The organism is Bacillus sp. EB V-12, assembly GCF_056158125.1.
Genome location: NZ_JBUXJL010000006.1, coordinates 26,483 through 49,565, shown reverse-complemented (window position 1 = coordinate 49,565; position 23,083 = coordinate 26,483). Strand labels below are relative to the sequence as shown.

The following is a 23,083-nucleotide window of genomic DNA, read 5'->3' as shown; positions in this document are numbered from 1 at the left end:
TGAAAAAATCGTTAATATAATTTCATTCATCGTGAACTACGCACGATTCACCGTGCACCATAGTCAATTTCTTTCAATTGACATCGCTTATTAAAGAACGTTTTATATCCAAGCTGTAAAAAGATAATGACAGCAAAGGCAGTACTTCCAGAAATACCGAGTATGATGGCGATTTGATATTGAATGGCTGTGAATGGTGATACACCGGATAATATTTGACCAGTCATCATGCCTGGTAAGCTTATAATCCCCATTCCGACCATAGAATTGATTGTCGGTAAAATAGCAGAGTCAAAAGCGTCTCGAATGAGCGGAGCAGCTGCTTCTTTCGGTGTTGCGCCGAGCATAAGTGCACCTTCAATTTGACCTCTTTGCGATTTCATATTGTTTAAGAACGTATTTGCGCCGAGAGAAACGCCAGTCATGGCATTCCCAACTAACATTCCTGTAATAGGGACGATATATTGCGGAGCATACCACGGATCATGTCCGATAATAACAAAGATAAATAGTAGAAGTGGCCCAATTGATCCGGCGACCATGGAAAGGGCGGCTACTCGTTTTAATTCTTTAGACATTGGGATGTTAACTCGTTTATAAATATTAAAAATTGCAAAGGTAGTAATAGAAGTAATGAGAGCAATTGTATAAAATGGATTACTGTTTTCAAATACGTATGTAAGGACATATGCAACAAGTACGAGCTGAATCGTCATACGGAATGTTGCGAGCGCGATTTGTTTTTCGCGAGGTATTCCTTTTAATTTTACAAGTCCAATTAAAATAAGAATGAAAATATAGGCAGCTGCAAGTTGCCAAATTTGGAGTTCAATAACGCCCTTCAACAGAGAGCACTTCCTTTCTAGTTGCACCGTTTGCTTTACTAATCTCAATAATGTCGTCTGCAATTTCTTCTGGAAGTTGTTGTGAGTGTGTGATGAAGATAATTGTTTTTTTCTTTTTTCGTGCTAGTTCAGTAAATTGTTTCATAACGCGGCGTTCTGTATCACTGTCTAATGCTGAAGTAGGTTCATCTAATAAATAGACCGGCGGATCCATAAGTACGATACGTGCAAAGGCAAGTCTTTGTTTTTCACCGCCAGATAGTGAGGAGGCGCTATCTTCTAATTGCTTGTCTAAGCTAACGGTTTGTAATGCACTCCGCAGGGCATCATCATTTGGAAATGGTTTTTCAGAAAGACGAAGTCCCATTAATAAGTTGTCTTTAACGGTTCCATCAAAAATGGGTGGAGTTTGCCCAAGCATAACTACGTCACGACGTAATTGAATAGGATGATAATCAGAAATTAATTTTCCGTTATATTCAATTGTGCCGGATGTTGGAGATTGTAAATCGTTTAACATGCGAAGCAACGTGCTTTTTCCGCTTCCGCTTTCACCGATAATGCAAGTAATCTTTTCTTTTTGAATCTGTAAATAAGGAATGTATAGTATATCTTTATATATAACGTTTTTTAATATAAACATAAATCGCTCCTTTCTGATTCTAGTTATATCGTATCAAAAAAGAGAAGATAACGGTTATAAAGAGCAACGTTTTTTCTTCGTCTTGAGTTTTATTAATAAGTTAAGTAAACGATCTAATTCTTGGCTGAAAGAAATCACTTTATCATGAGTCAATCCGTATCGTTCAACGAGATAGATTAACTCTTTCTTTTTCGCTTCTATTCGATTGTTTAGTTTCGATAAGTTCATAAGTGGAATGTAATGCCTCCTACAAAAGTATTTATCACATAAAAAATAAGACCGAATGAATTCGGTCTTCAAGGAAATAATAAAACAACTTACAAATAGCATACAATGTTTATCAATATTTTTTAATATAAAAATGAAAAATAAATCATTATAAATATTGAGAAAGATGTGTCTGATAATTTTTAAAAACTGATGCAAAGAGGCTGCCTACATAGTAGACAGCTTGTAAAGTATTAACCTTTATGATATTTGTACATCCAAAGAAGACCAGATTTTAATAATCTCGGTACACGTCCCATTAATGGTTGGTTTGCGAGTAAACCGAATCCATGCTTCTTACCAAGAGATCCTAGAACACCTTTTAATTTAATAACAGGTAGTTCATCCGGGAGTGGTTCATTATTCCAACGTTTTAATAATATTTGGACAATTTGTTCTCCTTGACCTTCAGCAAGTTGGGCAGATGGTGCATGTGGAAGTGCTGCGCAATCTCCTACAACATACACGTGCTCATTGTTTGGAATATTGTGATATTTCGTTAAGACAACCCGTCCGCTACCATCTTGTTCAACTGGAAGGTTTCGAACAACTTCATTTGCTTGAATACCAGCTGTCCAGACGATTGCATCACATTCAAGTGGTTCATCGTGGTTGTACACAATATTTGGTTCTACTTTTGTAATGTTAGAGTTTCGTATAATGTTAACTTTATGCTTTACAAACCATTCTTCTACATATCTACTTAATTTCTCTGGATATGGGAATAAAATTCTATCTTTTCGATCAAATAAATAGATTTTTAAATCAGAACGGCTTTCACGAAGTTCACTTGCTACTTCAACGCCACTTAAGCCAGCACCAACAACAGCTACTGTTGCATTTGGTTCTAGACTATTTAATTGTTCATATGTTTTACGTGTTTGTTCAATTGATTGTAGACTATGTGTATATTCCCTAGCCCCAGGAACGTTATGATATTTATCTTCACAGCCAAGTCCGATAATTAAGTCATCATATTGGATTGCTTCGCCGCCATCGAGATGAACAGCTTTTTCTTCGAGGTCAATATTTGTTACTGTGCCGTATTGAATATTGAGGCGTGGGTGTTCAGGAAACGGTATACGAATATGCGTTTCTGAAATAGTACCCGCAACTAATGCATAATATTCAGTTTTGAAGCAATGATATGGTACTTTGTCGATTAATGTCACTTGTACATCATCTGGAAGTTGGTTGCTTGGAAGTAGCCTTTGCAGAATTCTCATTCCACCGTAGCCGCCACCTAGTATTACGAGGTGTTTCATGATGGATTACCCCTTTTCTGTTGAAATATCCCCTAATCATAAAATTTTATATTAATAAAATATTTTGACTTTACTCAATCAAATTATATCGAATTTGTGAACAAATAACAATGCATGAATGAATACTCTGTTGTACAATAAGAAGAAAAGTAAAATAAACTGTTTTTCCTTTGTAGTTACTATTTCATTGGAAGTAGCATGTTATATAGAAGAAGTCATCTACTTTGAAGTGAAATAATGAAGTAACTAAATAGTTTAGACTGTGTAACGAAAACAACAAGAAACAGCTTAGTTTTCTTCTTATAGATAAAGTGAAAAGGTAATTTGTTTTGTAGTACAGGGGGGAGAATTTTGATTAAACCATTAATTGAATTTTGTGTAGGTAACCTTGCAAGTGGTTCACAAGCAGCTCTAGAAAAATTAGAAAAAGATCCGAATTTAGATGTAATGGAGTATGGTTGTCTAGGATATTGTGGTATTTGTTTTGAAGGACCGTTTGCACTTGTAAATGGTGAAGTTGTACAAGGTGCAACAGTAGAAGAGCTTGTTAATAATGTATATGAGTATTTGGATGAAAATCCAATGTTTTAAGGTGTTGCGAATTAGCAGCACCTTTTTTATTAGATAAAATGTGATTTCGATTGGGAAGGGCTAATACTAATTATTAGCTCTCCCCAATCGAAAATAGTGGAATAAATAAAAAAAGGCCCTTTTTAGAAGGGCTTTTTTCTTACACAAATTGTGTAAGAGTGGCTCATCGCCAAACGTTGTCAAATATGAGAAACGGGGGACATTCATATTGTGTTCTAAAAGCATGCATTTTATACTTAACATAACAAATTATTTTTGGAGTGAATATAAATGAGCCAATTTTCTTTTACAAAAATGCATGGTCTTGGCAATAGTTATATATATGTAAATATGTTTGAAGAGCAAATTCCTGAAGAAGATTTAGCCCTTGTGGCCGAAAAGGTTTCAAATATTAATACTGGTATTGGAGCAGACGGGATGATTTTAATTTGCCCTTCAGACGTAGCTCCGGTGAAAATGCGCATGTTTAATAATGATGGTTCTGAAGGAAAGAGCTGTGGTAACGGTTTACGCTGCGTAGCGAAATATGCGTATGAGCATAAACTAGTAAAAGAAACAGTTTTTACAATTGAAACGTTGGCTGGTATTGTAACGGCTGAAGTAACAGTAGAAGATGGTGTCGTGACATTAGCGAAAATCGATATGGGAGCACCGCGTCTAACACGTGCAGAAATACCGATGCTTGGTGAAGGTGAAACACCATTTATTCGTGAAAACTTCTTATACAATAATCATCGTTATGCATTTACAGCTGTTTCAATGGGAAATCCACATGCGGTTATTTTTGTTGATGATGTAGAAAAAGCACCTCTTACAACACTTGGACCAGTTCTCGAGACACATGAAATGTTTCCAGAGCGAGTAAATGTTGAGTTTATCGAAATTTTGAATGATGACGAGATGAACTTCCGCGTTTGGGAACGTGGGTCTGGTGTAACGCAAGCTTGCGGAACAGGGGCGTGCGCTGCAGTTGTAGCTGCTATTCTAAATGGAAAGATGGAACGTGGTAAGGAAATTACAGTCCATTTAGCTGGTGGCGATTTAATGATTGCGTGGACTGAAGAAGGAAACGTGTTGATGAAAGGACCTGCGGAAGTAATTTGCCGCGGAGTGTATGAGTACAAGATAGAAGCGTAAAGATGTATAATGGACTAAGAACAGAAAGGAAGGTGTATTTCATGATTGAAGTAACAGAACAAGCAGCTTTTCAAATTAAAGATATGTTAAAAGATGCTGAAGATGGAGAGAAGTATGTGCGCCTTGCTGTACACGGCGGCGGATGTAGCGGTCTTTCTTACGGCTTAGGGTTTGAAGTAGAACCAAAAGAAGACGACACAGTTCTTGAGTTTTTCGGTGTTGAATTTGTTATCGATAAAGAAAGTGCTCCAATTGTTAAAGGAGTAAAAATTGACTATAAACAATCTATGCTTGGCGGTGGATTCACAATCGACAATCCAAACGCAATTGCATCATGCGGATGTGGATCATCTTTCCGTACAGCGACGAATGCTGGTAAACCAGAAGAGTGCTAAGTTTTTAGCCGAAATAGAAAAGGCCTTTTTAGCGATGGAATAAAATCGTTAGAAAGGTCTTTTCTTTTGCCGTAAAAGCCCGATTACCAAGGCTAATCAATATTTCACTTTATTTTTGCATAGATGCAAGTATCAGTTAGTTGTTTGCCGTCAGCTGAAAAATCTTCATTACGTAATATCCCTTCAAGTTCAAAGCCTAGTTTTTCAGGGAGTGCACGACTTTTCGTGTTATTACATTCACATCGTATTTCAATCCTTCTAAATTTGAATAACTGAAATCCAAGGTTTGTTAACGCACTTACTGTTTCTGTCATATATCCACTGCCACTAAATTGCGTGTTAATCCAGTATCCAATTTCACATTTAGAAACCTTCCAATCAATTCGATGAAGGCTAGCTGTTCCAACAAAATCATTCGTCTCTTTATGATAGATAAGATAGCGAAAGCTTTCTCTTTTCAAAAAATCTATATGTGCATTTCTCAGAAGAATCTCCGTTTCTTCAACAGTAGGAATGGACTGAAATAAAGACAACCATTGCTTTAATTCATTAATGGAATCTTTAATAGCTTGTTGTACTATATCCCCTTCACCAGCTTGAAGTGGTGCTCGAAGAATGAGTCTGTCTGTTTCTATTTGTAACGGAACATCTAATAAAATAGAGTTCATATCATTTCTCCTCTCGAAAACTTTAAATTAGGACAGAATGAAACATATGTAAAAAACTTTCGTTCAAAAGTTAGAGAACAATAAATATATATTCAATTCATCATTTAGAAATCCTTTTTCATCTATTGACTTCTAATTTCTTTATCATTTATTTGAGCTTTAAGTTCTCTTTTTCTAGTTATAATGGAAGGATAGAAAGAGGGGGATATATGCTGGAAGATGTTTTTGAATTTGTATTGAAGTATGTTATAGGTTCTATTTTTAGATGTATAAGATACCTTGTGATAAATATTATAATGGAATGCATAATAGAAGGCGTAATAAATGGTATAAGAAAATTACGTGATAAGTGGCGAAATTGGCGTGAAAGACGTTATTGGCGGTAGTGTAGCTGATGAGCGTGAGAAACAAAAACGTTATACAGAAGCTTAATGGAATGACAATTTCTAAAGTGAAGAAATAATTATTATCTTACAAAAGTGTAATGTTCATGTCATGTTTTTGAATTTCTTCTTTAAGCTCCGGGCTTTAAGATAAGAATATAAGAAAAAACATATGAGGTGAAGGAAATGAAAAGATACATTGCACTATTTAGTATTTTAGTTGTATTTGCAAGTTTGTTAGTTGGTTGTGATTTAAACCGTATGGGTAAAGATGAGTACTACGTTCAAATTACAGTAGATGGAAAAGAAGTTCATAGTAAAGCTGATAATGGTCAAAAATTTAAAGATTATGAATATAAGTTGACTGGCTTTGATAAAGACGGTAAAGAGAAAGAATTAGAATTTACAGCTCAAAAAAATCTTCGTAAAGAAGCATTCCTACGCGTATATCACTCAGATAAAAAAGGTGTATCAGCTTGGGAAGAAGTAAAGAAAGACGAGCTTCCAGCGAAAGTGAAAGAAAAATTAGGCGTGAAATAAGACAGATAGAAAAGGAATTGACGAACAGGGTCAATTCCTTTTTTTGCTTTCAAATTCTTCTTCTGAAATGACTTTAAATCCGTGTCTTTTAAATAAAGCAGTTGTCACTCCGAAACCAGTTTGCTTATTGCCGTTAAATTCTCCAGTGTAAATCGTAGAACTACCACAAGATGGGCTGCGTTCCTTTAAAATAATATATTCTGGGTGTAAATTTTTAATTTGTTCTAATGCTTTATAAGCGCCATTTACGAAAGCTTCTGTAACATCTTCACCATCTTTTGTCATCACTTTCGCTTTTCCGTCTAAAACGTCGTCGCCATTCCCGCCAATAATTTCAGCTGAGGGGCGAGGTGTTGGTAATCCCCCTAATATTTCAGGACAAATGAGGACTGTATCTTCTTTTTGCAAAAGCTCCTCTATTTTTGAAACGAGATTGTCATTTCCATCATACCGACAAGCGATACCACCTAAACAAGCACTAATTACGATCATATTTTCATCTCCAATAAAAAAATATTAACTATCACGCCAATTTTTCTTCCTGCCTCTTATTTATAAGTGAGGTGATAAAAATGGGAAGCTTATATAATTTAATGAAACCATATAGTGAATTTCAAAGTAAAGAAGAGTTTAATACATATCAAAAACAAGTTTTGAAACATTATCGATTTCAATTAAATAAAACGGATGCTACCATTATTCATTTTTTAGGAAAGTATGCAGTGAATGAGAAACAGAAAACAGTGGGGGTTGCTTGTCCATTAATGGAGACGATTGCTACAAATGTTGGAAAGAGTATTCGTACAGTACGCCGCTCTATTGCAAAGTTAGAGGAACTAGGAATTATAAAGCGTGTTGCGACAAAAGAAAGACATAGGCGCGGCGGATATAGTGCGAACTTATATGTATTTCTTACATCTGCAATTGACCGCATGGATGACCGTATGAAAATGTCCGCATGTGAAAGTGAGGATCGTGCATCTGGCTGTAGTAAAAATGTGCAAAAAAATGAGGGTGAAACAATTCTTTCTAAAAACATTCCACAAATAAAAGAGAATAGAAAAGAAACGTACGAGCTTGATGAGACGTATTGCCGTCACGATATACCAAAGCCTTTTATATACGCACTGGTGCCGATGACGAGTAATCCGAAGAAAATTAATATATTTTGGAGTAAGGTCGAGCTTGCATATAAAAAGAGCGGGTTACTAGAACAAGGTGTTTTACTAGAGCAAATATTAGCTGACGAAGAAGTGTATGGAAATTTAATTTGGCGTGTGAAAAGTGTTGTAAGAGCATATAAATATGGGGAAATTCGTAAAGACATTGGGGCACTTTTATACAGTACAGTGCGAGATTTATTTTTAGAGATTGGATTAGAATGGGGAGCAGCTGTGAGAAGAAGTAAGGGGATAGCGTTATTTGATCCATTTAAAAAAGAGCCATGCGTATAATACATGACTCCAAGTAGCTAGTCGAACTTTCTTACAACTGGAACACGAATCGCTACAAATAGTACGAAGACGATAACAGCTATTGCACCACTTTTCATAACGGTTACGATTGGAATTCCTATTGCAAGTGCAATGGATGTGAATGCATAAGAGAGCGGGATAAAGCCCATTGATGATAGCATAAGTAAGCTCATTACGCGTCCCATCATTTCCTCTTTTACTGTCGATTGAATCATCGCCATAAGCGGAACGATAGCCATTGCGATTGTAATACCATAAAACATGCCGGCTAATAATGCTTGCCAAAGTACGGTGCTAAAGTTGATGGATAAGAAGAATACACCAGACAGTAGCATCATGATAATACAAAATAGACCGCGTCTACGATTAATATTTTTTAAACCGACAATGACAGCACCGATTGCCATTCCGCCGCCTACAGATGCTTCTAAGTAACTAAACTGGAGCGAATCACCATGCAGCACGTTTTTAACAAAAAGCGGGAAACCAACTTGCATCGGACCGATTAAAAATAAGTTTAAAAAAGCGCTACAAATAAGGAAAGTTGAAAGGAATGGCGATTCCTTTACATATAAGATTCCTTCTTTAATGGAAGTGAACATACCTTTATCTGTATCTTTTTGTTCTGGCATCGTAAATTGTATTTTTTGAACGAGTATGGCAGCGACAATCAGTAATAAAATCGTAATGGAAAATATTGTCTCGTAGTTCGTAAATTTAATGAGAATTCCGCCAAGTACAGGGCCTAAGATGACCGATGCTTGGTTCGTCATTTGTGTAAGTGAATTCGCTTGTGTTAACCGGCTTTTTTCTACCAATTCCGGTAAGATAGATCCATCTGCTGACCAGAAGAAAGCATCAGCAAGTCCAAAGAATAAAGCGAATAAAGCAAATGTATATAGCGTTACATCACCAACGATAAACCATGTGAGAATGGTTGCGACAAGAATCGCTCGAATGATATTGGAGTAAAACATAATATTTTTTTTCGGGAATTTATCAGCTACAGCGCCGCCGACAATCATAAAAATAAGCCTTGGAACACTAAGGGCTACGAAAACAACACCGAGTGAAGCTTCAAGGTTTAATGTTTTTGCTATGTACCACGTTTGTGAAAAAGTAAAAAAGGCTAAAGCAAAGCTTGAAAAAAGAGTAGCTGCCCAAAGAAAAAGGAAATTCGTATTTTTTAATAACGGTTTTCCGCTTCCTTCTAAAGCAGTTTTATTTTGTTGTAGTTCCTCCATATTGCTTCCTTTCTATGTGACAAATTTAAACTAAAAAACCAGTAAACGCCCGATTGGTGAGGGCTAATACTTAATGGGAGATGCCCCCACTGATTATAGTTTCACTTTATACAGTTTCTAATATTTCTATACTGCACTTTCTCATTGTAGACAATAATAATGAATTTGCCCAGTAGCTATTTAACGACAAAAAAAGATGCCGAATGGGCATCTTTTTTTAGGCTAACGCAATATAAATATCCAATTGTGCATGATTTGGGTCTAATGCTCTTTCATCGTAAAGCTCAAAGTCTGTTGTGAAGGCACGTTTATTTTCTTTCGACCATTGCCAAATGTATTCCCAAGCTTCGCAAACGACTTCAGCAACTGGTCCCTTTCTCGTTGTAAATACCGCATATGTAGCAGCAGGTATTGTTAAAGTTGTCATATTTTCAGGAACGTCTTCTAATGAAGAAACGGGCGTACCGATTGTGAATGTATATGTACCAGTTTCATCTGATTCGTAGTTTGAGTAGAAAGCAAATGTTGCTTTCGTTTTTTGGTTTGGGATGTGATGCATCATTTGTTCTTGGAAGTAGCGGTTCCAAAGCTCGGGGATTTTTCCTTTAGTAGATGCCTCTCTTTCGTTAGTCGTCGTAACTGAAACGCCGATTGCTTGGAAAGCTTCTTTTTTCATTATAATGGGCTCGTTAATCATGAAAATTCCTCCTTTAAAATAAGAACATACGTTCCTTGATAATATAACATATTTTTACATGTAACGGTTATTGTTTTTTGAAAATTTTAATCATAAATAACAAACTGAAATGACTAAAAATGGTAAAATTTCTATTGTATGTATGAATAGATTAAGAGATATGTTAAGCTTTTTATGTATCCTTAAACTGTTATATAAACCTATACAATAGGGCATTTTTTACTATGTTAAAAAATGGTGAAGGTTTGTATAAGTGTCCGATATATATATGCTATTTTTGATAAATTAAAATAGTAATATTCTATGAGATTTATATTGTTGACATTGGGATTTCAACGATACATTTTCGTAGGTCGGATTGTTGCGAGTGGATATATATTGCTATGTATACGGCTACGAAATTAAGTAGACGGATAGCAAGTATATAGAAAGGAGAAAGGTAGAAAATATGAAGCAAGTATTGAAGTGTTTTAATGTCGTAACGATGATCACACTTCTCCTATCCATCATATTGCCTTCACCCAGTGCTTTTGCTACAGAGATAAATAAAAAAAGCTGGGATGAGCTACAAGGAAATGATGTGAAAATTAAGGCAGAGCAAGTAAATGCTGAAATATATAAGGGAGAAGTAGCAGAGAGGGAGCACGTATTTCAATATACGATTGAAAATACGGGAGCTACACCAATTCAAGAATTGGTGCTTAAACAAAATAATGAAAATGAAATTACGTTCCCTTCGCAATCTGTGAAAGTAAACGGAGAGAAGTTACCTGAAAATAAGGTAGCGGATTTCTATGTAGAGGAAAAAGATAAGGGAGGAAAGGTTCTTTCTTCTAATCTTAAAATTAAAGATTTAAAATCACATGAAAAAATGACTGTGTTAATAAAAGCTCGTCGTGCACAACATTTTAATAATGAGTATAAGCAAAAAATTAGTGTGCAAAAGGATCAACTACAAATAGGGAACATGTCTGTAGATGTTGAGGGAATCCCTTCTGAAGAAAAGGTAGCAGCTAATGCCGATGAGGAGGCTGACAGTAGTAAGAAAGAAGTTGGCCCATCAGCTAATAATACAATTAAAAAAGTTGATGAAAAGCTAAAAGTATCTGTAGAAGATAAAAATAACCCTACATCAAAAACAGAACCACCAAAACAACCAGTAACCGAAGCTGAGAAACTAGAAAAAGAAGCGGAAAATCAGAGCGATGCAAAAGTACAAGCTGCATCAGAGAATGCTTCGAAGGTTCAAATGCAAACAGGGGATAAGCAAGGATTTGGAGATCCACTGTATTCTACAATTACTGCTGGTAATTTAGTACAGACTGGTAATGTAACACTTGGTTTGACGACCGATCATTATGGCAGACAAAGTCTGGGGTATAAGACGAATAAAATGACTGTGGACGTTGATAACGATGATAGTACTTTTAATTCGTCAACAGGAGCTTTTCCTAACATTCCTGCTGGAAGTAAAGTGAAAAAGGCGTATTTATTTTGGACAGCAGCTATGGGAACGCCAACTTATCCATCTAAAGAGTATAGAGTTAGCGATGCAGAGGTAAGAGAGCCCGTTAAAATGAAAATGGGGAATAAAGGATACGCTGAAGTAAGTGCTGATAGTATACGAAAAGCGGATTATTTACCGTATATTTCAAATTACTCGGGTGCTGGTGCCGGTTATGTTGCATATGCTGACGTAACAAATGTAATTGCAAAGCAAGGTATTTCTCAAACGGTGACAGTTGCGAATGTGCCACAAATTAAATTTGAAAAAGGCAGTGGTTACTACTGGGGCAACTGGAATCTTATATTAGTGTATGAAAACCATAAAGAAACCGTAAAAGATATGAAGATTTGGGAAGGGTTAGTTGCTCAAAAAAGTGCAGCCTGGACAACTATTGGTATTAATAAAATAAATACGCCAAAAGAAGGGGCTTTTAAGGCGAAATTTAGTTATTTCTCGTCACAAGGAGATCCTGCTGAAAATGATATATATGCCTATGATTTTGGGCAGTATGATTTTGGATTCGGTTATAAAGATTTAGAAAACATTAACGGTAAAAAAAATGATGTTAATGATTCATCTATGACAGAAGTGCAAGTGGATGGTACTAACGAGTTTGTTACGAAAAAATATCCAGGATATAAACCGGATTGGACAAATTCATTCAGTACTGACATTCATACGTATCACCTTGAAGGACCGACTCAAGTAAAGAATGATTTGAAAGAAGGAAAAATGCGTTTTAGAGCATATGGTGGTGGCGGTGATATTTACGTATTAAATAACGCCACATTCGTTACAGAGCATAATGCTCCAAACTTACAAGTTGATAAAAAGGCATTAGATAGTACCGGTAAAGAAGTTAAGGAAATTAAAGCTGGTGAAGAGTTTACGTATCAAATTGAAGTGAAAAATGATACGAAAAATAACCAAGCACCGATATCGAATGTAAAAGGTTTTGATAAATTAGATGAACGTTTAGAGTATGTTCCGGGATCTATACAATATATTTCTGGAAGTAATAAAGGAAATAAAACAGATGATGCAAGCGATGATGAAGCGGAGTTTGTAAATAATCAAATTGATTTCCGTGTTGGTGAAGGTGCTAATGCTAAAGACGGCGGTGTTTTAAAGCCGGGTGAAAGTACCGTTATTACATTCAAAGTAAAAGTGAAAGATTCTGTACAATCAGATACAACAGTAAAAAATATCGTTGTTGTAAAGGGACAAGATAGTGCCGAGATAAAGTATGAAACTGAGGACGATGCATATATTACGGTTACGACTCCAAAAGAGATCCCTGGAGAAATAGAAGCTAAAAAAATAGCATCTAATAAAACACCGAAGTTAGGTGATGAGGTAGAGTATCGTATTACATTTAAAAATAAGACAAAAGATGGACGTCTAGATGTATTGATGATTGAAGATGAATTACCAAGCAATCTTGAATACGTGAAAGATAGTTTGAAAGCAGAAGGTGCAAAACCAGAGCCAGTAGAGCTGAAGTTTGAAAATGGAAAAGTAATTGCAAAATATCCAGAAATTATGGATATGGAAGAAAGAAGTATCGTCTTTAAAACAAAAGTAAAAGAAACTGCAAAAATTGGTGAAGAAATTGTTAATAAAGCAACCGTTAGAGATAAAACAAATCCACCAAAGAATCTAGAAGAGAAGATTACACCACAGCATAAGGCCGGTAAAATTGCTGCAAAGAAAAAAGCAACAAATAAGAAGCCGAAGCTAGGAGAAGAAGTTGAATATCAAATTAGCTTCCAAAATACGGTGGAAAACGGAAAACTAGATGCAGTTACAATAGAAGATGAAATTCCAGCTAACTTAGAATTTGTTCAAGGCAGTGAGAGAGCTGAAGGTGCCGAACCAAATCCAGTAGAGTTAAAAGTAGAAAATGGTAAGATAATCGCAAAATATCCAGAGATTACGGATACAAAAGAGCGAAGCATTGCCTTTAAAGTGAAAGTAAAAGAAGAGGCAAAAGCGGGAGAAACGATTGTTAATAAAGCGGTTGTGAGTGAGTCAAATGGACAAACTGAGCATCCAGAAGAAAAGATTACGCCGGATTATAAATACGGTAAAGTGGATGTAGAAAAAAGCGTAACGAATCAAACACCAAAACTAGGAGAAGAAGTGGAATACCGCATTACATTTCATAATACGATAGAAAACGGAAAACTAGAAAAGGTGCTAGTAGAAGATACACTACCTAAAGATGTTGAATACGTGAAAGATAGTTTGAAAGCTGAAGGTATAAAACCAGAGCCAGTAGAACTAAAAGTGGAAGACGGAAAAGTAATGGCAAAGTATCCAGAAATTACGGATACAGAAAAAAGAAGTATTGTTTTTAAAGTGAAAGTAAAAGATTCGGCAAAAGTAGGGGAAGCAATCGTAAATAAAGCAATTGCAAAAGATCCGAAAAATGAGCCTGTTGAATCAAAGGTTGTTATTACACCGCAAAGTAAAAAAGGTGAAATTGCTGCTACAAAGGTAGTTAATACTAAGAAGCCAAAGTTAGGCGAAGAAATCGAGTACCGCATTAGTTTTCATAATACGGTTGAGAACGGAAAACTTGAAGAGGTGCGAGTGGAAGATACAATTCCAAAAGGTCTTGAATATGTAGAAAATAGCATCAAGGCCGAAGGAGAAGCACCTGGACCAGTAGAATTAGCTGTTGAAAATGGGATAGTCAAAGCTAAGTATATCGATATTATGGATATGAAAGAAAGAAGTATCGTCTTTAAAGTAAAGGTGAAGGAAGAAGCAAAAGTAGATAAAGAGATTGTCAATAAAGCAATTGTTGATGATACGAGAAATCCACCGATTGAGCCGGAGGAAAGAATTACTCCGCAACATAAGGATGGAATAATTGATTCGAAGAAGACAGTAGATAATCCATCACCAAAACTAGGAGAAGAAGTAGAATACCGAATTAGCTTTAAGAACACGGTAGAAAACGGAAAACTAGAAAAGGTAATAATAGAGGATACAATTCCTAACGGTTTAGAGTATGTAAAAGGCAGTGAAAAGGCTGAAGGTGATAAACCAGCTCCATTAAAGTTAAGTGTGAAAGATGGAAAAGTCACTGCTGAATACGAAAATATTACGGATATGAAAGAAAGAAGTATTGTCTTTAAGGTAAAGGTGAAGGAAGAAGCGGAAGTAGGTAAGGAAATCATCAATAAGGCAATTGTGGATGATATGAAAGATCCGAAAGAACCAGAAGCGAAAATTACACCATTACACAAAGATGGAAAAATTAAAGCGAAGAAAATTGTAAATAATGAAACACCGAAGTTAGGAGAAGAAGTAGAATACCGAATTAGTATGAAAAACACGGTTAAGTACGGAAAGCTAACAGACGTGATAATAGAGGATACTTTACCAGAAGGTTTAGAGTATGTAGAAAATAGTTTGAAAGCAGAAGGTGCCGGAATAGATTCAGTAGAGCTGAAATTTGAAAACGGTAAAGTAATGGCAAAATATCCAGAAATTACGGATACAGAAGAAAGAAGTATCGTTTTTAAAGTGAAAGTAAAAGAAGAAGTAAAAGTCGGTAAAAAAATCATTAATAAAGCAACTATTGATGATTCGCAAAATAAGCCAGTTAATCCGACTGCGGAAATTATTCCTCAGTATAAAGATGGAAAACTTGAAGCGAAAAAGATGGTAAATAATGAAACGCCGAAGTTAGGAGAAGAAGTGGAATACCGAATCAGCTTTAAAAATACGGTAGAACATGGAAAGCTAACAGAGGTAAAGATAGAAGATGATTTACCAAATGGATTAGAGTATGTGAAAGATAGTGTAAAAGTAGAAGGTTCTAAGCCAGATCCAGTGGAATTGAAATTTGAAAACGGTAAGGTAATGGCAAAGTATCCTGAGATTACAGATACAAAAGAGAGAAGTATTACCTTTAAAGTGAAAGTAAAAGGTAAAGTGAGCGATTCAATTGTTAATGAAGCGATTGTGAGCGATACGAAACATCCGCCAGAAACACCGACAGCAGAAATTATTCCGCAACATAAAGACGGAAAAGTGAAAGCGAAGAAGACGGTAAATAATGAAACGCCGAAGTTAGGAGAAGAAGTAGAATACCGAATTAGTTTTAAAAACACGGTAGAAGACGGAAAACTAGCAGAGGTGAAAATAGAAGATACTTTACCCGAAGGTTTAGAGTACGTAGAAAACAGTGTGCAAGCAGAAGGTTCTAAGCCGGATCCAGTAGAATTGAAATTTGAAAATGGTAAGGTAATGGCGAAGTATCCAGAGATTACGGATACAGAAGAAAGAAGTATCACTTTTAAAGTGAAAGTAAAAGATGAAGTGAAAGTCGGTAAAAAAATCGTCAATAAAGCAATTATTGATGATACGAAAAATGAGCCAGAAACACCGACGGCAGAAATTACTCCACAGCATAAAGACGGAAAAGTGGAAGCGAAGAAAACGGTAAATAATGAAACACCGAAGTTAGGAGAAGAAGTGGAATACCGAATTAGCTTTAAAAATACGGTAGAAAACGGAAAGCTAGCAGAGGTAACAATAAAAGATGATTTACCAAATGGATTAGAGTATGTGAAAGATAGTTTACGAGCAGAAGGTTCTAAGCCAGATCCGGTAGAACTGAAAGTGAAAGATGGAAAAGTAATCGCAAAATATCCAGAAATTATGGATACAGAAGAAAGAAGTATCGTCTTTAAAGCGAAAGTAAAAGAAGAATTTAAGGTTGGTGAAGGCATTGTCAATAAAGTAGTTGTTAATGATACAAAAGATCCAACAACTTCAGAAGTAACAATTACGCCAGAATATAAAGACGGTAAGCTTAAAGCAGAGAAATTTGTAAACAATAAAAAACCGAAATTAGGAGAAGAAGTAGAATACCGAATTAGTTTTAAAAACACGGTAGAAAACGGAAAACTAGTAGAGGTAAATATAAAGGATACATTACCAAATGGTTTAGAGTATGTAGAAGGTAGCATCACAGCAGAAGGTTCTAAACCGAAACCAGTAGAGCTACAGGTGAAAAATAATAAGGTAATGGCAAAGTATCCAAAAATTACAGATACAGAGGAAAGAAGTATTGTCTTTAAAGCGAAGGTAAAAGAAAGCGCAAAAGTGGGTGAAGAAATCGTAAATGAGGCGATTGTGGATGATACAAAGAATGTACCAGAAGAGCCTTATGTACCGATTACACCGCAATATAAAGATGGAAAAATTGAGGCAAGAAAAGAAGTAAGTAATCATGAACCGAAGTTAGGTGAGGAAATCGAATATCGAATTATTTTTAATAATACGGTGAAAGATGGAAAACTAGCAGAGGTAAAAATAGAAGATAAAATTCCAGCTGGATTACAGTTTGTAGAAGGAAGCGAAAAGGCTGAAGGTGACGAGCCAAAACCAGTGGAATTGGAATTTGAAAATGGCAAGGTAATGGCAAAGTATTCAGAGATTATGGATACGAAAGAAAGAAGTATTGTCTTTAAAGTAAAGGTGAAAGATTCAGTTACAATAGGGAAGGACATTACAAATAAAGCGATTATTCATGTGGATGATCCGAACCATCCAGTAATTGATCCGACAGCAAAAATTACACCGCAATATAAAGACGGTAAAATTGCTGCTCATAAAAAGGTGAATAATGATAAACCGAAGCTAGGGGAAGAAATCGAATACCGAATTTCATTTAATAATACGGTGAAAGATGGAAAACTGGCAGAGGTGAAAATTGAGGATGAAATTCCGTCTGGTTTAGAGTATGTGAAAGATAGTCTAAAAGCAGAAGGTGATAAGCCAGCACCAGTAGAGTTGAAAGAAGAAGCTGGTAAGGTTAGTGCGAAGTATGAAAATATCACTGACTTGAAAGAAAGAAGCATTATCTTTAAAGTGAAGGTGAAAGATTCTGTTGAAGTGGACAAAGCAATTGTAAATAAAGCAATTGTTGATGATACAAAAAATCCACCAGAGCGACCAGAAGTAGAAATTACCCCGCAGCATAAAGACGGTAAAGTTAAAGCTGATAAAAAGGTAAATAAAAAAGATCCAAAGCTAGGAGAAGAAGTAGAGTACCGAATTAGTTTTAAAAATACGGTAGAAAACGGAAAACTAGCAGAAGTGAAAATTGAGGATCAATTACCAACTGGTTTAGAGTATGTGAAGGGTAGTTTAAAATCAGAAGGTAATGAGCCAGCGCCAGTAGAGTTAAAAGAAGAAGCTGGGAAAATTATAGCGAAGTATGAAAATATTACTGATACAGCTGAGCGTAGTATTAGCTTTAAAGTGAAAGTAACGGAAGTAGCAAAAGTCGGTAAGAAAATCGTGAATACGGCAATTGTGGATGATGACAATCCGAAGAATCCTCCGCAAAAACCAGAAGCGATTATTACGCCGGAGTATAAGGACGGAAAACTAAAAGCTGAGAAAACAGTAAATAATCCAGCTCCAAAATTGGGAGAAGAAGTAGAGTATCGAATTACTTTCCGTAACGTAGTAGAGCATGGAAAAGTAGCGAAGGTAAAGATTAAGGATGAATTACCAACGGGCTTAGAGTTTGTAGAAGGTAGTGAAAGAGCCGAGGGAGAGAATCCGAAACCGTTGTATATGAAAGTGAAAAACGGAATCGTTCTTGCGGAATATCCAGAAATTACGGATACGAAAGAAAGAAGTATCGTCTTTAAAGTGAAAGTGAAAGAAAAAGCTAAAGTAGGCGAAGAGATTGTGAACAAGGCGATTGTGGAAGATACAATAAATCCACCAGAGCAACCGAATATCTCTATTCAGCCTCAATATAAAGATGGTGCATTACAAGCAGAAAAAACAGTAAGTAATCATGAACCAAAGTTAGGAGAAGAAGTAGAATATCGAATTAGCTTTGAAAATACGGTAGAGAATGGAAAACTAACTGAGGTAAAGGTAGAAGATGAAATTCCAGCCGGTTTAGAATACGTACAAGATAGTATAAAATCTGATGGGCCGGAACCATATCCAGTGGAACTTAAAGTAGAGAATGGAAAAGTAACAGCAAAGTATCCAGAAATTACGGATACGAAAAAAAGAAGTATCATCTTTAAAGTGAGAGTACAAGAGACGGTACAAGTAGGAAAAGAGATTGTAAACAAGGCGGTTGTGGATGATAATAATCCGACGACTCCGCCAGTTGAGCCACTTATACCAATCACACCGCAATATAAAGGTGGGAAACTAGAGGCAAGAAAAGAAGTAAGTAATCATGAACCAAAGCTAGGGGAAGAAATTGAATATCGAATTACTTTTAACGGCACAGTAGATGGCGGGAAGTTAGTTGATGTGAAAATTGAAGATGAAATTCCAGCCGGTTTAGAATATGTGACAGATAGTTTGGAGGCTGTAGGTGATAAACCTGCACCAATAGAGCTTAAAGTAGAGAATGGAAAAGTAACAGTGAAGTATCCAGAAATTACGGATACGAAAGAAAGAAGTGTCATCTTTAAAGTAAAGGTAAAAGAAACAGCAAAAGTTGGAGGAGAAATAACAAATAAAGCGATTATTGAAGTGGATGATCCGAAACATCCAGTTATAGAACCGACAGCGAAAATAAAGCCAGAATATAAAGATGGTAAGTTAACAGCAGCGAAGACAGTAAGTAATAAAGAGCCAAAGCTAGGAGAAGAAGTAGAATACCGAATTAGCTTCAAAAATACGGTGGAAAACGGAAAACTAGATGTAGTTACAATAGAAGATGAAATTCCAGCCGGTTTAGAATACGTGCAAGATAGTCTTAGATTTGAAGGTGCTGAGCCAAATCCAGTAGAGTTAAAAATGGAGTTTGGAAAAGTAATCGCGAAATATCTAGACATTGCGGATATGAAAGAACGTAGTATTATTTTTAAAGCGAAGGTAAAAGAAGCACCAAGTAAAGGGATAACAAATAGAGCGGTAGTGGATGATGGAATAAATCCGCCACTTGAGCCTACAGTTACAATTTTACCGAAAACAAAAGAAGATTTTAAGATACCGGAAGAACCAGAAGTGAAACCGGAAGATCCGAAAGAACCAGAAGTGAAACCGGAGGATCCGAAAGAACCAGAAGTGAAACCGGAGGATCCGAAAGAACCAGAAGTGAAACCGGAAGATCCGAAAGAACCAGAAGTGAAACCGGAAGATCCGAAAGAACCGAAGGAGCCAGAAGTGAAACCGGAAGATCCGAAAGAACCGAAGGAGCCAGAAGTGAAACCGGAAGATCCGAAAGAGCCGAAGGAGCCAGAAGTGAAACCGGAAGATCCGAAAGAACCGAAGGAACCAGAAGTGAAACCGGAGGATCCGAAAGATCCGAAAGAACCAGAAGTGAAACCGGAGGATCCGAAAGAGCCGAAGGAGCCAGAAGTGAAACCGGAAGATCCGAAAGAACCGAAGGAACCAGAAGTGAAACCGGAGGATCCGAAAGAGCCGAAGGAGCCAGAAGTGAAACCAGAAGTAAGATTGGAAAAATTAATTAAAGAGCCGCAAGTAAAAACAGAAAGAGAATTACCGAAAACAGGGGCAGCGTCTCCATGGATGATGTCAGTTGGTGCTGGAATTTCATTCTTAGTTGGCGGAGTATTATTCGTATTAGGTAGAAGAAGAAAACAATAATTTTTTTAGACGAAAAGCACACTGAGTTCGATAGTTTATCGAATTCAGTGTGCTTTCGTGGTATATAAAATAAAAGCTCCTTCCACGTATGGAAGGAGCTTTTATTTTTACATATTAAAACATGCTTGAGCTATGCATTGGTTGAAGTTTTGCATTTGGATCGAAGTAAGCTTTTGCATTGTTTACTGCTGTTGGTGCTTCACCGAAGCCGCAAGCAATGAGTTTTACTTTTCCTTCATATGTACAAATGTCACCAGCAGCGTAAATGCCAGGAATATTTGTTTCCATTTTTGAATTTACAAGGATGCTATTTTTTTGTATATCTAAGCCCCAGTTTTTAATTGGGCCAAGAGAAGAAACGAAGCCATAGTTTACAATTACGTCATCAACATCGATGATAACTTTTTCTTCCGTTTTTACATGTTGAAGAACGACTTGTTCAATTTTGTCATCACCAATGAGTTCTACTGGAACGTATGGTGTACTTACTTCTGCACGAGAATTCATTAAGCTTTCTACGCTATGTTCATGCGCACGGAATTTATCACGGCGATGAACGATTGTAACTTTTTCAGCAATTGGTTCTAACATCATTGTCCAATCAACAGCTGAATCGCCGCCGCCAAATACTACGACGCGCTTACCGGCAAATTTATTCATATCATCAACGAAATAGTGTAAGTTTTTCTTTTCATACTTTGCTGTACCTTCTAATTCTAAGCGGCGTGGTTGGAAAGCACCATTGCCAGCAGTAATAATAACTGATTTAGAATAGTGAGTTTGCTTATTCGTAACAAGTTTAAATATACCGTCAGCTTGTTTCTCAAGCGTATCGACAGCTTCTTCTAAACAAACGGTTGGGTCAAATTTCTTCATTTGCTCTTTTAAGTTATCAACTAATTCTTGTGCGCGCACTTTTGGGAATCCAGCTACATCATAAATGTATTTTTCAGGGTAGAGTGCGGATAATTGTCCTCCAAGTTGAGGTAAGCTTTCAATGATTTTTACACTTGCTTGTCTCATACCGCCATAAAATGCTGTGAACAGTCCCGTTGGACCACCACCAATAATTGTTATGTCGTAAACTTTTTGATTTTCTGCCACTTTCATTCCCCCTATAGATGGAATTTTGATATTGATTTCATATATTGTTCATATGTACACGAAAATCCTGCAAATGATGATACTTTCAAATAAATGATAGCATATTTGAGTTCATAATACTTCTGAAAACGACTGAATTGTGTGTAAGTTTTCGCATAGGTTCTTTTTTATTGTATAAAATATACAGAAAGGAAAATACATGAAAAAAAGGCTAAAAAACCCTTGAAAACGCTATGTTATTTTAAAATATTGATAATTCTCCAGACGCTTGAATTCTGGAATAAAACCGACTAATATAGGGAAGTATTATGTTAAATTTCTATGACAAAATTCGTACGATTTTTTGACTGCGTTTTGTTATGATATAGAATGTGATAAATTCCACATTCTTGACAAATAGAGTTTTTAGTACTTGGTATTATTTTTCATTACTATTATATAAAGAAAAGGGTTGTGATTTGGTGAAGACTCCAAAAATCGTAGTTTTAGGTGCAGGTTATGGCGGGATGATTACGACTGTTCGTCTGCAAAAAGCATTATCTGTAAATGAAGCTGAAATTACGCTAGTAAACAACAACAGCTATCACTACCAAGCGACTTGGTTACACGAGAGCGCAGCTGGTACATTACAAGATGAAAAAATCTGTCTAGATATTCAAGACGTTATTGATACAAATAAAGTGAACTTTGTACAAGACACAGTAGTAGAAATTAAAGCTGCTGAAAAACGCATTATCTTAAAAGACGGCGAGTTAGAGTATGACTACTTAGTAATTGGTCTTGGTTTCGAATCAGAAACATTCGGAATTACAGGATTAAAAGAGCATGCATTCTCAATCGCTAACATTAATGCAACTCGTGAAATTCGTGAGCATATGGAAGCTAGTTTCTCTAAATATGCAACTGAACAACGCGATGAGTTAGTAACAATCGTTGTTGGTGGTGCTGGATTTACTGGTATCGAGTACGTAGGTGAGCTTGCAAACCGTGTTCCTGAACTTTGCAAAGAGTACAATGTACCACGTGAAAAAGCACGTATCATCTGTGTAGAAGCTGCTCCAACAGCACTTCCAGGTTTCGATCCAGCGTTAGTAGAATACGCTGTAAAACAACTTGAGAAAAAAGGTGTAGAATTCCGCATCGGTACAGCAATTAAAGAAGCAACTGAAGAAGGTATTATCGTTGCGAATGGCGATGACACTGAATTAATTAAGTCTGAAACAGTAGTTTGGGCTGCAGGTGTTCGTGGTAACGGTATTGTGGAAGAGTCTGGATTTGAAGCAATGCGCGGACGTGTAAAAGTTGACGAGTACATGCATGCTCCAGGATACGAAGATGTATTCATGGTTGGTGACGCAGCGTTAATCATTAATGAAGAAATTAACCGTCCATACCCACCAACAGCACAAATCGCAATTCAACAAGGTTACAATATTGCACACAACTTAACTGTATTAGTTCGTGGTAAAGGCGAAATGAAGAAATTCGCATTTGATAATAAAGGATCTGTATGTTCTTTAGGTCATGACGATGCAATGGGCGTTGTTATGGGTAAAAAGTTAACAGGTTGGAAAGCTTCCTTCATGAAGAAAGTAATCGATAACCGTTACCTATTCTTATTAGGTGGACCTTTATTAGTTCTTAAAAAAGGTAAATTAAAGTTCTTTTAATATATATTAGAAAAAGCAGAAACGGCTAAGAGCTGT

At 36.3% G+C, this 23,083-nt stretch carries 16 protein-coding genes and 1 pseudogene; 8 read left to right on the top strand and 9 right to left on the bottom strand.

What is annotated here, in order from left to right; translation table 11 throughout:
* Positions 1–47 precede the first annotated feature (47 nt).
* The 4 genes from ACZDYH_RS19175 to ACZDYH_RS19160 form a co-directional block, all read right to left on the bottom strand.
* A complete protein-coding gene (locus ACZDYH_RS19175) occupies positions 48–845 on the bottom strand; it encodes an ABC transporter permease (RefSeq protein WP_000679254.1) in 798 nt (265 codons plus the stop codon).
* Positions 829–1,488 carry an ABC transporter ATP-binding protein gene (locus ACZDYH_RS19170; protein ID WP_049107538.1) on the bottom strand — a complete coding sequence of 220 codons (660 nt, stop codon included), beginning with the start codon at positions 1,486–1,488 and terminating at the stop codon, positions 829–831. Before ACZDYH_RS19170 ends, ACZDYH_RS19175 begins: the two co-directional genes overlap by 17 nt.
* Positions 1,489–1,542: 54 nt before the next feature.
* Positions 1,543–1,716 (bottom strand): aspartyl-phosphate phosphatase Spo0E family protein, encoded by a 174-nt coding sequence (locus tag ACZDYH_RS19165; RefSeq protein ID WP_001054091.1) that lies wholly within the window; start codon positions 1,714–1,716, stop codon positions 1,543–1,545.
* 233 nt (positions 1,717–1,949) lie between these two features.
* Positions 1,950–3,020 (bottom strand): NAD(P)/FAD-dependent oxidoreductase, encoded by a 1,071-nt coding sequence (locus ACZDYH_RS19160; protein ID WP_000682079.1) that lies wholly within the window; start codon positions 3,018–3,020, stop codon positions 1,950–1,952.
* A gap of 351 nt (positions 3,021–3,371) precedes the next feature.
* Between ACZDYH_RS19160 and ACZDYH_RS19155 the strand changes: the two genes are divergently transcribed.
* The 3 genes from ACZDYH_RS19155 (at position 3,372) to ACZDYH_RS19145 (ending at position 5,143) form a co-directional block, all read left to right on the top strand.
* Entirely contained in the window at positions 3,372–3,611 is a 240-nt protein-coding gene (locus ACZDYH_RS19155) for a YuzB family protein (RefSeq protein ID WP_000595026.1), read from the top strand.
* Between the two features lie 270 nt (positions 3,612–3,881).
* Positions 3,882–4,748 carry a diaminopimelate epimerase gene (gene dapF / locus ACZDYH_RS19150; protein WP_102956709.1) on the top strand — a complete coding sequence of 289 codons (867 nt, stop codon included), beginning with the start codon at positions 3,882–3,884 and terminating at the stop codon, positions 4,746–4,748.
* A 41-nt stretch (positions 4,749–4,789) separates the two neighbouring features.
* Positions 4,790–5,143 (top strand): HesB/IscA family protein, encoded by a 354-nt coding sequence (locus tag ACZDYH_RS19145; protein WP_000573822.1) that lies wholly within the window; start codon positions 4,790–4,792, stop codon positions 5,141–5,143.
* Between the two features lie 104 nt (positions 5,144–5,247).
* Here the strand turns inward: ACZDYH_RS19145 and ACZDYH_RS19140 are convergent, their stop codons facing one another.
* On the bottom strand, positions 5,248–5,811 hold the full coding sequence (locus tag ACZDYH_RS19140; protein WP_001084691.1) for a GNAT family N-acetyltransferase: 564 nt from the start codon (positions 5,809–5,811) through the stop codon (positions 5,248–5,250).
* Positions 5,812–6,168: 357 nt separating this feature from the next.
* On the opposite strand from ACZDYH_RS19140, the pseudogene ACZDYH_RS19135 reads away from it, so the two are divergent.
* Positions 6,169–6,237, top strand: a pseudogene (locus ACZDYH_RS19135) (methyltransferase); the annotation flags it as partial.
* Positions 6,238–6,380: 143 nt separating this feature from the next.
* Entirely contained in the window at positions 6,381–6,734 is a 354-nt protein-coding gene (locus tag ACZDYH_RS19130) for a YxeA family protein (protein WP_000833148.1), read from the top strand.
* Positions 6,735–6,764: 30 nt separating this feature from the next.
* Here the strand turns inward: ACZDYH_RS19130 and ACZDYH_RS19125 are convergent, their stop codons facing one another.
* A complete protein-coding gene (locus ACZDYH_RS19125) occupies positions 6,765–7,226 on the bottom strand; it encodes a 2-thiouracil desulfurase family protein (RefSeq protein WP_000635481.1) in 462 nt (153 codons plus the stop codon).
* An 80-nt stretch (positions 7,227–7,306) separates the two neighbouring features.
* Between ACZDYH_RS19125 and ACZDYH_RS19120 the strand changes: the two genes are divergently transcribed.
* Positions 7,307–8,188: a helix-turn-helix domain-containing protein gene (locus ACZDYH_RS19120; RefSeq protein WP_088361681.1), complete on the top strand. Its 882-nt coding sequence runs from the start codon at positions 7,307–7,309 to the stop codon at positions 8,186–8,188.
* Positions 8,189–8,205: 17 nt separating this feature from the next.
* On the opposite strand, the gene ACZDYH_RS19115 is transcribed toward ACZDYH_RS19120, so the two are convergent.
* Both ACZDYH_RS19115 and ACZDYH_RS19110 read right to left on the bottom strand, forming a co-directional pair.
* Positions 8,206–9,453, bottom strand: a complete 1,248-nt coding sequence (locus ACZDYH_RS19115; RefSeq protein WP_048656031.1) for an MFS transporter — start codon at positions 9,451–9,453, stop codon at positions 8,206–8,208.
* A 217-nt stretch (positions 9,454–9,670) separates the two neighbouring features.
* Positions 9,671–10,150 carry a GyrI-like domain-containing protein gene (locus tag ACZDYH_RS19110; RefSeq protein ID WP_000606648.1) on the bottom strand — a complete coding sequence of 160 codons (480 nt, stop codon included), beginning with the start codon at positions 10,148–10,150 and terminating at the stop codon, positions 9,671–9,673.
* A gap of 448 nt (positions 10,151–10,598) precedes the next feature.
* Here ACZDYH_RS19110 and ACZDYH_RS19105 point away from each other — a divergent pair, with 448 nt between their 5' ends.
* Entirely contained in the window at positions 10,599–20,273 is a 9,675-nt protein-coding gene (locus tag ACZDYH_RS19105) for an isopeptide-forming domain-containing fimbrial protein (protein ID WP_474886984.1), read from the top strand.
* A 114-nt stretch (positions 20,274–20,387) separates the two neighbouring features.
* On the opposite strand, the gene ACZDYH_RS19100 is transcribed toward ACZDYH_RS19105, so the two are convergent.
* Positions 20,388–21,377 (bottom strand): NAD(P)/FAD-dependent oxidoreductase, encoded by a 990-nt coding sequence (locus ACZDYH_RS19100; RefSeq protein ID WP_000829789.1) that lies wholly within the window; start codon positions 21,375–21,377, stop codon positions 20,388–20,390.
* A 461-nt stretch (positions 21,378–21,838) separates the two neighbouring features.
* On the opposite strand from ACZDYH_RS19100, the gene ACZDYH_RS19095 reads away from it, so the two are divergent.
* On the top strand, positions 21,839–23,047 hold the full coding sequence (locus tag ACZDYH_RS19095; RefSeq protein ID WP_000856612.1) for an NAD(P)/FAD-dependent oxidoreductase: 1,209 nt from the start codon (positions 21,839–21,841) through the stop codon (positions 23,045–23,047).
* The last annotated feature ends 36 nt before the right edge of the window (positions 23,048–23,083 follow it).